The organism is Pseudomonas sp. LB1P83 (genome assembly GCF_054897885.1).
Map to the genome: position 1 here is coordinate 4,531,571 of NZ_CM142709.1, position 11,502 is coordinate 4,543,072.

Here is an 11,502-nt window from a genome sequence, read left to right on the forward strand (position 1 = left end):
CCGCCTCTGCCCATGAAGGGCGCCCAAATAATCACTCAAACAGCGTTCTGGCCCGCCACTAGACTGCGGGCCGGACACTCTGCCTTATAAACCCTGCTCTACAAATGGAACAGTCAGGGCCAGTGCCGCATCCAGTGCGCCAGCGTCAGTACCACCGCCTTGCGCCATGTCTGGACGACCACCGCCCTTCCCGCCCACTGCCGCAGCGGCTTGCTTCATCAAATCACCGGCTTTGAATTGGCCAGTCAGGTCTTTGGTTACGCCTGCAACCAGAACGACCTTTTCCTCATGGACCCCGCCGAGCAGGATCACTGCGCGGCCGAGTTTGTTTTTCAGCTGATCGACCAGCGCCAGCAGCGCCTTGCCGTCCTGACCGTCCAGACGCACGGCCAGCACTTTCACGCCTTTGACGTCCAGGGCAGAGGCCGACAGATCGTCGCCCGCTGCACTGGCAGCCTTGGCCTGCAACTGCTCGAGTTGCTTCTCCAGCAGACGGTTGCGCTCCAGCACAGCCGACAGCTTGTCGATCAGGTTGTCGCGGCTGCCCTTGACCAGGTTGGCCGCTTCCTTGAGTTGTTCTTCTGCAGCGTTCAAGTAAGCCAGTGCCGCGGCACCGGTGACTGCCTCGATACGACGCACACCAGAGGCCACACCGCCTTCGCTGATGATTTTCAGCAGGCCGATGTCGCCGGTACGGTTGGCGTGAATGCCACCGCACAGCTCGACGGAGAAATCACCGCCCATGCTCAGCACGCGCACGTTGTCGCCGTACTTTTCGCCAAACAGCGCCATGGCACCTTTTTGCTTGGCGGTTTCGATGTCGGTTTCTTCGGTTTCGACGGCGGAGTTCTTGCGAATCTCGGCGTTGACGATGTCTTCCAGGGCCTTCAGTTGCTCAGGCTTGATGGCTTCGAAGTGGCTGAAGTCAAAGCGCAGGCGCTGACTGTCGACCAACGAGCCTTTCTGCTGAACGTGATCGCCCAGCACCTGACGCAATGCAGCGTGCAGCAAGTGAGTCGCCGAGTGGTTCAGCGAGGTCGCGTGGCGCACGTCGGCTTCAACGTGGGTTTCAACCGGCGAACCAATAATCAGGCTGCCCGACGCCAGCACACCGTGATGCAGGAATGCACCGCCAGTCTTGGTGGTGTCACGCACGTCGAAACGGCTGTTGCCGGCCTGCAGATACCCGCAGTCGCCGACCTGGCCGCCGGATTCAGCGTAGAACGGCGTCTGATTGAGAACGACCACGCCTTCTTCGCCTTCACTCAATACGTCGACCGACCGGCCTTCTTTATAGAGGGCGACAATTTTTGCCGAACCGCTGGTGGCCTTGTAGCCGGTGAACTCAGTGGCCACGTCAACCTTGACCAGCGTGTTGTAGTCCAGACCGAACGAGCTGGCCGAACGCGCACGAACACGCTGGGCTTCCATCTCACGCTCGAAACCGGCTTCGTCGACGGTCAGGCTGCGCTCGCGGGCGATGTCCGCTGTCAGGTCCATCGGGAAACCGTAGGTGTCGTAGAGTTTGAACACCACGTCGCCTGGCACCACGGTGCCTTTGAGTTCCAGCAGGTCCTGCTCGAGAATCTTCAGGCCATGCTCCAAAGTCTTGGAGAACTGCTCTTCTTCGGCCTTGAGCACGCGTTCGATGTTGCTCTGCTGCTTCCTGAGTTCAGGGAAAGCCTCGCCCATCTCGGCGACCAGCGCCGCTACGATTTTGTAGAAGAAGCTGCCGGTTGCGCCCAGCTTGTTGCCGTGGCGGCAAGCGCGACGAATGATCCGGCGCAATACGTAGCCGCGGCCTTCGTTGGACGGCAACACGCCGTCGGCAATCAGGAAACCGCACGAACGGATGTGGTCGGACACGACTTTCAGCGAAGACTGATCGCCATTTTCGCAGCCGATTGCCTCGGCCGATGCGCTCAGCAGGTTCTTGAACAGGTCGATGTCATAGTTGGAGTTGACGTGCTGCATCACCGCACTGATCCGCTCCAGGCCCATGCCGGTATCCACCGACGGCGCTGGCAACGGATGCAACACGCCATCGGCGGTGCGGTTGAACTGCATGAACACGTTGTTCCAGATCTCGATATAACGGTCGCCGTCTTCTTCCGGCGAGCCCGGTGGGCCGCCCCAGATGTGGTCGCCGTGATCGTAGAAAATCTCGGTGCATGGGCCGCATGGGCCGGTATCGCCCATGGTCCAGAAGTTGTCGGACGCGTAAGGCGCGCCTTTGTTGTCGCCGATACGGATCATGCGCTCGGCTGGCACACCGATTTGCTGGGTCCAGATGTCATACGCTTCGTCGTCCGAGGCGTAAACAGTGACCCAGAGTTTTTCCTTCGGCAGTTTCAGAACGCCGGTCAGGAAGGTCCAGGCGAAGGTAATCGCGTCGTGCTTGAAATAGTCACCGAAGCTGAAGTTACCAAGCATTTCAAAGAAGGTGTGGTGACGAGCGGTATAACCGACGTTTTCCAGGTCACTGTTCTTGCCACCGGCACGCACGCATTTCTGGCTGCTGGTCGCACGGGTGTACGCACGTTTTTCCTGGCCCAGGAAGCAGTCCTTGAACTGGTTCATCCCCGCGTTAGTGAACAGCAGGGTTGGGTCGTTGCCCGGAATCAAAGAGCTGGAGGCTACACGGGTGTGGCCTTGCTCTTCGAAGAAGCGAAGGAAGGCTTCACGGATTTCTGCGCTTTTCATTAGGTTCTTCCACGGAGGCTGCGGCCAAAGGCCTGTGCGAAACGTCAACAGACGAAGCGACGGCAAAGGGCCGCATTATATCGGCCCAGCGCGCGGGGTACAGCGTGTTTATACGATAGAAACGGTCAATTGGACGGCTAACGCTGTCAGTTGCGTGAAAACTCGACGAATGTCGCGACGACCTGCTCGATTTGAGCGCGGCTTACATCCATGTGCGTGACCATTCGCAGCCGGCCGGCAGCGCTCAGCTTAATGCCACGCTCGGCCGCAAAGGCCTTGATCGCCTCGGCCTTGTCGCCCATCTGCACGTAAACCATGTTGGTCTGCACCGGTTCTACTTGGTAACCGGCCTTTTGCAGTCCGTCGGCCAGAAATTGCGCATTGGCGTGATCGTCGGCCAAACGCTGAACGTTGTGATCCAGCGCATAGAGCCCCGCCGCCGCCAAAAGACCTGCCTGACGCATGCCGCCACCGACCATCTTGCGCAGGCGGCGTGCCTTGCCGATCAACTCTGCAGAGCCACACAACACTGAACCGATCGGCGCGCCCAGGCCTTTGGACAGGCAGACCGAGACCGAATCGAAGTGCTGAGTGATCTCGCGGGCATCAACTCCCAACTTGACGGCCGCGTTGTAGAGCCGGGCACCGTCCAGGTGCAGGGCCAGCCCATGTTCACGAGTAAAGCTGCGCGCCCGGGCGAGATACTCCAGGGGCAGGACTTTACCTTGCATGGTGTTTTCCAGCGCCAGCAACCGTGTCCGGGCGAAATGGAAGTCGTCCGGTTTGATCGCGGCGGCAACCTGCGCCAGGTCCAGCGAACCGTCGGCCTGCACTTCCAGTGGCTGTGGCTGGATCGAACCGAGCACCGCCGCGCCACCACCTTCGTATTTATACGTGTGCGCCTGCTGGCCGACGATGTATTCCTCACCGCGCTCGCAATGAGCCATCAGGCCCAACAGGTTGCTCATGGTGCCTGTCGGCACAAACAACGCAGCGGCAAAACCCAGCCGTTTTGCCAATTCCGCTTCCAGACGATTGACCGTCGGATCCTCGCCATAGACGTCGTCACCGGTGGCCGCACTGGCCATCGCGTCGAGCATCTCGGCGGTCGGTTGGGTAACGGTGTCGCTGCGAAGATCGATAACGCTCATGAATCTGGCCTCGGTAAGCAGGGAAAATCCCTTTCAGTCAGGAATTACTGCGGTCATGACGACGATTAATCAACCCCGAACGAAGGAAAAGAGGCGTCAAGCGAGCAAAAAAGTCGATAGCAATCATCAGATAGCAGCAATGCACGGCTCGGAAATATGTGTTAAAAACGCTTCGCCGCCAGACAATCTGGCGGCAAAACGTTCTCAGGGCGGGGTGCAACTCCCCACCGGCGGTAATTGCGCGCAATGCGCATAGCCCGCGAGCGCTTGGTGACAGCACGGCTTCGGCGGTGTCTGGCGGCAAGGTCAGCAGACCCGGTGTGATCCCGGGGCCGACGGTCATAGTCCGGATGAAGAGAGAACGGGATTGGCGCCAAAGGGCCGTCCGCGGGCATTCGTGCGAGCGTGCGTACCCTTAAATCCCATTCGATTCATATGCCCTGTTTTTTTCATAAACAGGAGTCAGAACATGCAACCCACCGCAATCGATAGCAAAAGCAAAAACCATCAGGGCGAGCGCGTTGCGTTCATCCAGGCCTGCTGGCACAAGGAAATCGTTGATCAGAGCCGTAAAGGCTTTGTTGCCGAGATGATTGCTCAGGGTTATCAGGAATCCGACATCGATTTCTTCGAAGTCGGCGGCGCCTTTGAAATTCCTCTGCACGCCAAACTGCTGGCCAAGTCCGGTCGTTATGCCGGCATCGTCGCGGCAGGCCTGGTGGTCGACGGCGGCATCTACCGTCACGAATTCGTCGCCCAGTCGGTGATCAGCGGCCTGATGCAGGTTCAGCTGGAAACCGAAGTGCCGGTCTTCTCGGTGGTTTTGACCCCGCACCACTTCCATGCCGGCGAAGAGCATCAGAAGTTCTTCTTCGAGCATTTCGTGCATAAAGGTCAGGAAGCGGCGAAGACCTGTGCAGATACGCTGCACAAGATGCGTGCGTTGCGTCGTAGCGAGCCGCGCGCGGTAGCGGTCTAAAACACCTGTGGCTTGAGTGAAGTCTTTTGGCTTTACTCAAATCAACTGTAGGAGTGAGCCTGCTCGCGATAGCGGTTTAACATTCAACGGTGATGTTGTCTGTTATACCGTTATCGCGAGCAGGCTCACTCCTACAGGGGTTTTGTGTATGGTTTAAGTTGGATTCAGGCCAGGTTTTCGTCGGTGGCGGGCACGATCAGGATGCCGGCGCGCAGGCCGTTTTTGACCTTGGGGTTCGGGAAGATGATCCGGGCGCCCTTCTCTTCGATGATCCAGCGGGTCTGGGCGATGTCTTCGGCCAGCACGTAACCCACGTCCAATTCCGAAAAATTCTCGACGTCCGCCGGAAGGTTCAGGCGGAAGCTATCGCTGTGCTTGATGATTTCCCGCGCCACGCTAAACAACTGCAAACCGTTCAGACCTTCGTCAGTCACCGCTGGCTCGTTGCCTTCAATGATCTGTTTGAGGCGGGTTTCAAGCAGCGAGACGTTAACCCCCTCGTTCTGCCCAAACGGCCGCGCCTTGCCCAGTTCAAGGGTGAAAGACTCGGCACCCAGTTTGTCGTAGGTGTAAGAGCTGAAAACGATGGAGGGCTTGTTCTGCAACAGCACCGCTTCCATGCCGGCGGCACGCAAGCGGGTCAGCTCCAGGCGTGAGTGCTGGCGCCCTTCTTTCCAGGGATACAACGCGAACTGCTCGATCTTCGAACCACGTATCGCGGTGTGCAGGTCGTAGTGCAGGCGGCCGCGGTCAGGCAGGCTGAAGAAACTCGCCGCCAGCCGCTCAAGTTCACAGGCGCGCAGGGCCTCTGAGCCACTGGTTTGTTCGTGACGGCCGTTGAACAGCCGATTGACGTCCTGCTCGATGAAGCGTTCGCCTTTGCGTATCGCTTCCGGGTTGCCGAACAGGAACAGAATACGTGCACGCGGCTTCAAGTCACCGCGGGCGATGTCATGCAACAGGCGATCGAGCAGCTCGATCGGCGCTGTTTCGTTGCCGTGGATACCGGCTGATAGCAGCAGGTCAAGGCCGTTGTCGCGCGCTTCAGGTGGCCGGACTTCCAGCGCACCTTCGCTCAACCAGCGCATGCGCACGCCTTCGACAGTCAGTTGAGTCTTCTCCGCCGGTTCGCGGCCGGCGAGGGTCAGTTCAAGCAGTTTGCCGAGGGCGAGCATAGAGCGGTTTCCTTAGTGGTCGTGTGCGCAATCCGGGCCGTGCACGTGGTCTTCGTCGCCGACTTCAGCCGGTTCCATTTCCAGTTGCAGACTTACCAGATTAGTCGCCAATGGGCGCAGCAGCAGGTTGGCGTATTCAGCGTCACCTTCTTCAACGTCCACGCCGATCAGCAGCTGGCCACGGCCGTCCTGCTGGATCCACAGCTCTTTGCCTTGCCACATGACCGCGACGCGGGTGCAGGACGTTTCCAGTTGCGTGCCGTCGGTGTCTTCAAGGATCAGCTGCAGGGTATCGCTCATGTTTTTTACGCTCACGTTCAATTGATCTGGAATGGATAAACCGCGCCCAGTTTAAGGATTTGCGTCAGTTCATCCAGTGCCGTACGGCACTCAAGCAGCAATTGCGGGTCCGCAAGATCGTTTTCGGTCATGCGGTCGCGGTAGTGCTTGTCGACCCATTCGGTCAACGTGCCGTACAACGGTGCCGTCATGATAACCCCTGGGTTGACGGCCGCCAGTTCGGTTTCATTCAGTGCGACACGCAACCGCAGGCAAGCCGGGCCACCGCCGTTCTGCATGCTCTGCTTCAAATCGAAAACCTTTACTTCGCGGATCAGGCCGCCGGAGCTGGTCAGGCCTTGCAGGTATTGCCAGACGCGCTCGTTGCCACGGCACTCTTCCGGCACGATCAACAACATCGAACCGTCTGGACGCGTCAGCAACTGGCTATTGAACAGGTAGGACCGAACGGCGTCTTCGACGGTTACGGCCGAACGCGGTACGCAGATTGACTGGAATTTCCCACCGAATTTTGCGAGTTTGCCCTGCAGTTCAGCGAGCATCTGGTCGGTGTCGAGGAACGCGTCCTCGTGATAGAACAGCACCTCGCCGTTACCCACCGCAATCACGTCGTTATGGAACACGCCCTGATCGATCACCGAAGGGTTCTGCTGGGCGTAGACCACGCCGTCATCGCTCAAGCCGTGCAGGCGAGCAACGGCTTGAGAGGCTTCGAGGGTCTGGCGCGCCGGGTACTTCTGCGGTGCCGGGTAGCGGGTATCGAACGCACTGCGACCGAACACGAAGAACTCGACGCCGGCTTCGCCGTATTCACGGCAGAAACGGGTGTGGTTGGCCGCGCCTTCATCGCCAAACTGCGCCACTGCCGGCAAAGCGGCGTGGTGCGCGAAGTGCTTCTGGTCAGCGAACATCGCCCCCAGCACGCGGCTGGTGGTCGGGTGTTCGATGCTGCGGTGGTATTTGCAGTTGAGGTTGGCGGCGGTGAAATGCACTCGACCGTCGGCAGTGTCGGCACTCGGGCTGACTGTGGCGGCGTTGGCCACCCACATGCTCGACGCCGAGCAACTGGCGACCAGCAATGGCATCGCGTCTTTGGCGGCTTGCTCGATCACTTGCGCATCGGTGCCGCTGAAACCCAAGCGGCGCAGGGCGGCGACGTCTGGACGTTCCTGAGGTGCAAGAACGCCTTGCTGGAAGCCCATCTCCATCAGCGCTTTCATTTTCGCCAGGCCTTGCAGCGCGGCTTCCTTCGGGTTCGAAGACTGCTGGCTGTTGCTCTGGGACGCGACGTTGCCGTAGGACAAACCGCCGTAGTTATGGGTCGGCCCCACTAGACCGTCAAAATTGACTTCATAGGATTTCATCAGCGAGGCTCCACGAGAATCTGTTGTTATAGGCATCTGGTAACTATTCAGTAAGACCGAGTCGCGGCCTTCGCGGGCAAGCCTCGCTCCTACAGGTTTTGTGTAGTCCGCATGATCGGCATACACCACAAATCCCGTAGGAGCGAGGCTTGCCCGCGAATGGGCGCTACGCCATCTTCACGCCGGGCGTCAGGGCCGCTGGCAAGGTCAGGCTCGGCGTTTCCAGCGAGGCCACCGGGTACGCGCAGTAATCTGCGGCGTAGTAGGCGCTGGCGCGGTGGTTGCCCGAGGCGCCGACACCGCCGAATGGCGCGCTGCTCGCGGCACCGGTCAGCTGTTTGTTCCAGTTGACGATGCCGGCACGGCTTTCCAGCCAGAACTGCTGATAACGCGCTTCGGAATCCGACAGCAACCCAGCCGCGAGGCCATAGTCCGTGTCGTTGGCTTCAGCGATCGCCGCTTCAAAATCAGCGTAGCGGATCACTTGCAGCAGCGGACCGAACAGCTCTTCGTCAGGACGATCGGCAACGGCCGTCACGTCCAGAATACCCGGCGTCAGCAACGCGGCTTGCGCCTGAGGCTGAGTCATTTCCAGCAGCGCCACGGCGCCATTGGCCAGGAAATGTTCCTGCGCATCCATTAGCGCTTTTGCCGCGCCGAGGGAAATCACCGAACCCATGAACGGCGCCGGTTGTTGATCAAACGCACCGACTTCAATCGTCGCACTGACCGCCACCAGGCGCGCCAGCAACGTGTCGCCCCAGGCGCCCTGCGGTACCAGCAAGCGACGGGCACAGGTGCAACGTTGGCCGGCGGAAATGAATGCCGACTGGATGATGGTGTAAACGGCAGCATCGAGGTCTGCAACCTGATCGACCACCAGCGGATTGTTACCGCCCATCTCCAGCGCGAGGATCTTGTCCGGACGACCGGCGAATTGCTGGTGCAGGTGATTGCCGGTGCGGCTCGAACCGGTGAAGAACAAACCGTCGATGCCAGGGTTCGCGGCCAGGGCGATACCGGTTTCGCGAGCGCCTTGCAGCAGGTTCAACACGCCTGCCGGCAGGCCGGCTTCGATCCAGCATTTAACCGTGAGCTCGGCGACTTTCGGGGTCAGTTCGCTTGGCTTGAACAACACGCTGTTACCGGCCAGCAGCGCCGGCACGATATGACCGTTCGGCAAATGACCCGGGAAGTTATAAGGCCCGAACACCGCCACTACGCCGTGCGGCTTGTGGCGCAGCACGGCGGTGGCGTCGCCCAGTGGGCCGCTCTTCTCGCCGGTACGCTCGCGGTAGCTCTGCACCGAAATCGCAATCTTGTTGACCATGCTGGTCACTTCAGTCGCCGCTTCCCACAACGGCTTACCGGTTTCCTCACCAATGGTGCGAGCCAGTTCGTCAGCGTGGTTCTTCAACGCGGCGGCGAAGGCTTCAAGCACAGCGATGCGTTCTTCCAGGGTACGACGGGCCCAGCCCGGGAACGCCTGACGTGCAGCCTGCACGGCCGACTCGACCTGAGCGGTGGTAGCGCCTTCGCCGGTCCACAGCACTTGCTGGGTCACCGGGTTCAGCGACTGGAACGCTTCGCCCTGACCGGCCAGCCATTCACCTGCGATGTATAGCGAATTCATTATTTCGACTCCCTGGCAGCAGACAACGGAACGGCGCGCACTTGATCGCCAGCGTTGAGTTGAAGACGTTTGGCGGTCAGTGGATCGACGACCAACGTGCCGGCGGCGAAGCGTGCTGGCGCGGCAGTGATCCGGCAGTCTTCGCGCTTGCGGTTGTGAATCAGGAACGGCGTAGCGTCATCACCTGGCGTGCCGATGGCCAACACCAGCGCCTGACTGTCGCGCACGGCGCGGATCTTGCCGGTTTCGCACTCGACCGCAGGGCCGGCGTCGAAGATGTCGACATAGCCTTGATAGCTGAAACCTTCGCTCTTGAGCATGGCCAGCGCCGGCTCGGTGTCCGGGTGGACCTGACCGATGACGTTGCGTGCGTCTGGCGACAGGAAGCAGGTGTACAGCGGGAATTTAGGCATCAGTTCGGCGATGAACGCCTTGTTGCCCACGCCCGTCAGGTAGTCGGCCTGGCTGAATTCCATCTTGAAGAAGTGACGACCCAGGCTTTCCCAGAATGGCGAGCGCCCGGCTTCGTCGGACACGCCGCGCATCTCGGCAATGATCTTGTTGCCAAACAGCTGCGAGAACTCGGCGATGAACAGCATCCGCGCCTTCGCCAGCATGCGGCCGTTGAGGCCCGTGCGGTAATCGGCGTGCAGGAACAGCGAGCACAATTCGGAGTTGCCGGTCAGGTCGTTGGCCAGGAACAGCGTCGGGATCTCGCGGTAGATGTTCAGCTCTTGCGAGGCGCTGACGGTCAGGCCAACCCGGAAGTTGTACCAAGGCTCACGCAGGCCGACGGCGCCGGCGATAGCGGAAATGCCCACCACGCGGCCGTCATCGTCTTCGAGTACGAACAGGTAGTCCGCATCGCCCCGCCCGGCTTCGCCACGGAAGGTCTTCTCGGCCCAGCCGACCCGATGGGCCAGACGTTCTTCGTTGGCCGGCAACGTGGTCAGGCCGGTGCCGGTGCTGCGGGCCAGGTCGATCAGAGCGGGTAAATCGCTGCTGCGTACGGGACGAACGATCATGCTATCTCCTCAAACGGGCCGCTGACGCCACCCGTGAAACTTCGCTGCTTTCCCAGACACTTCTTTCCAGGAATTAAAGCAGGCGTTAAACCGCCACCAGGCGCACGCTGGCACCTTCACCGACGCCCAGGGCTTCGGCCGCTTCCAGATCCAGGGTCACGGGTTTGCCCGGCGCGTAATCGAGCTCGAGCAATACGGCGCGGTAATCCTGCAACTGGGCGTTGGCCACCAGGTACTGACGACCGGCGCCTTTGACCGGCTCGCCGATTTTCACCGGGACCACACGGCTCTGGGCAATCGAACGAATCCCCGAGACGCGAGCATGCAACGTCGGGCCACCGTCGAAAATGTCGATGTAGTGATCGGTCTCGAAGCCTTCGCGCATCAGGATGTCGAAGGTGATCTGCGCCCGTGGATGCACCTGGCCCATCGCTTCTTGAGCGGAGTCCGGCAGCAAAGGCACGTAAATCGGGTAATGCGGCATCAGCTCGGCGAGGAACGTCCGGCTCTTCAGACCGCACAGGCGCTCGGCTGCGGCGTAGTTGAGGTCGAAGAAGTTGCGACCGATGGCATCCCAGAACGGCGAGTCGCCATTTTCGTCGCTGTAACCGACGATCTCGGTCACCACGGAATCGGCAAAACGCTCCGGATGGCTGGCGACGAACAGCAGACGACCACGGGAGTTGAGTTCAGCCCAAGGCGAACCCACCAGCTCGCGCTGCACGTAGAAACTGGTCAGCAAGCTGTTGCCGGTCAGGTCGTGGCACTGCGATAGCACGTGGATTTTGTTATGAATCTTCAACTCGCGGGAGGCGTGCACGAAGGTTTCATTACGGAAGCTGTAGAACGGCTCGGAATAACCGGCGGAGGCAACGATGGCCGAGCAACCGACCAATTTGCCGGTGGCCGAGTCTTCGAGCACGAAGAAGTAGCTTTCTTCACCGTTGAAGCTGACCTCAGCAGAAAACGAGGCTTCGCTTGCCGCGATCTTGTCGCTCAGGCGTTCAACGTCATCCGGCAAGGAAGTGACACCAATCGGGCTGTCCGCAGCCAGACGCTGTACCTCGCCCAGATCAGCCATTTGCGCGGGGCGCATCACCAGCATGGTGTCACTCCTTTCTCATACTCTTTGAGGAAAATAAACCGGCCCCTTGTAGGAGCGAGGCTTGCCC

The 11,502-nt window shown here is 60.1% G+C and carries 9 protein-coding genes and 1 riboswitch; of the genes, 1 reads left to right on the top strand and 8 read right to left on the bottom strand.

Going from position 1 to position 11,502, the window contains the following annotated elements:
* Positions 1-84: 84 nt before the first annotated feature.
* Positions 85-2,703, bottom strand: coding sequence for an alanine--tRNA ligase (alaS, locus tag ACYZTY_RS20805; RefSeq protein ID WP_461955276.1), 2,619 nt, complete (start codon positions 2,701-2,703; stop codon positions 85-87).
* A 146-nt stretch (positions 2,704-2,849) separates the two neighbouring features.
* A complete protein-coding gene (gene ltaE, locus ACYZTY_RS20810) occupies positions 2,850-3,854 on the bottom strand; it encodes a low-specificity L-threonine aldolase (protein ID WP_461955277.1) in 1,005 nt (334 codons plus the stop codon).
* A gap of 196 nt (positions 3,855-4,050) precedes the next feature.
* Positions 4,051-4,221, top strand: a riboswitch (FMN riboswitch).
* Positions 4,222-4,323: 102 nt separating this feature from the next.
* Between ltaE and ACYZTY_RS20815 the strand changes: the two genes are divergently transcribed.
* Complete coding sequence (locus ACYZTY_RS20815; RefSeq protein ID WP_008071834.1) at positions 4,324-4,833, top strand: 6,7-dimethyl-8-ribityllumazine synthase; 510 nt, start codon at positions 4,324-4,326, stop codon at positions 4,831-4,833.
* A 164-nt stretch (positions 4,834-4,997) separates the two neighbouring features.
* On the opposite strand, the gene astE is transcribed toward ACYZTY_RS20815, so the two are convergent.
* From astE to aruF, 6 genes are all read right to left on the bottom strand, one after another.
* Positions 4,998-6,008 carry a succinylglutamate desuccinylase gene (gene astE, locus ACYZTY_RS20820; RefSeq protein WP_461955278.1) on the bottom strand — a complete coding sequence of 337 codons (1,011 nt, stop codon included), beginning with the start codon at positions 6,006-6,008 and terminating at the stop codon, positions 4,998-5,000.
* A 12-nt stretch (positions 6,009-6,020) separates the two neighbouring features.
* A complete protein-coding gene (locus tag ACYZTY_RS20825) occupies positions 6,021-6,308 on the bottom strand; it encodes a hypothetical protein (RefSeq protein WP_033056735.1) in 288 nt (95 codons plus the stop codon).
* A 17-nt stretch (positions 6,309-6,325) separates the two neighbouring features.
* Complete coding sequence (gene astB, locus ACYZTY_RS20830) at positions 6,326-7,672, bottom strand: N-succinylarginine dihydrolase (protein ID WP_131059687.1); 1,347 nt, start codon at positions 7,670-7,672, stop codon at positions 6,326-6,328.
* A gap of 166 nt (positions 7,673-7,838) precedes the next feature.
* Entirely contained in the window at positions 7,839-9,308 is a 1,470-nt protein-coding gene (astD, locus tag ACYZTY_RS20835) for a succinylglutamate-semialdehyde dehydrogenase (RefSeq protein WP_461959367.1), read from the bottom strand.
* Positions 9,305-10,330: an arginine N-succinyltransferase gene (gene astA / locus ACYZTY_RS20840; protein WP_219097186.1), complete on the bottom strand. Its 1,026-nt coding sequence runs from the start codon at positions 10,328-10,330 to the stop codon at positions 9,305-9,307. The genes astD and astA overlap by 4 nt, the downstream gene beginning before the upstream one ends.
* Before the next feature lie 85 nt (positions 10,331-10,415).
* Positions 10,416-11,435: an arginine/ornithine succinyltransferase subunit alpha gene (gene aruF, locus ACYZTY_RS20845; RefSeq protein WP_461955279.1), complete on the bottom strand. Its 1,020-nt coding sequence runs from the start codon at positions 11,433-11,435 to the stop codon at positions 10,416-10,418.
* Positions 11,436-11,502 lie beyond the last annotated feature (67 nt).

What these genes read in the sequence shown, in the direction of transcription:
- astA (WP_219097186.1), bottom strand. Translation starts at nt 10,330, where the DNA reads ATGATCGTTCGTCCCGTACGCAGCAGCGATTTACCCGCTCTGATCGAC.
- ACYZTY_RS20815 (WP_008071834.1), top strand. Translation starts at nt 4,324, where the DNA reads ATGCAACCCACCGCAATCGATAGCAAAAGCAAAAACCATCAGGGCGAG.
- ltaE (WP_461955277.1), bottom strand. Translation starts at nt 3,854, where the DNA reads ATGAGCGTTATCGATCTTCGCAGCGACACCGTTACCCAACCGACCGCC.
- astB (WP_131059687.1), bottom strand. Translation starts at nt 7,672, where the DNA reads ATGAAATCCTATGAAGTCAATTTTGACGGTCTAGTGGGGCCGACCCAT.
- ACYZTY_RS20825 (WP_033056735.1), bottom strand. Translation starts at nt 6,308, where the DNA reads ATGAGCGATACCCTGCAGCTGATCCTTGAAGACACCGACGGCACGCAA.
- astE (WP_461955278.1), bottom strand. Translation starts at nt 6,008, where the DNA reads ATGCTCGCCCTCGGCAAACTGCTTGAACTGACCCTCGCCGGCCGCGAA.
- alaS (WP_461955276.1), bottom strand. Translation starts at nt 2,703, where the DNA reads ATGAAAAGCGCAGAAATCCGTGAAGCCTTCCTTCGCTTCTTCGAAGAG.
- aruF (WP_461955279.1), bottom strand. Translation starts at nt 11,435, where the DNA reads ATGCTGGTGATGCGCCCCGCGCAAATGGCTGATCTGGGCGAGGTACAG.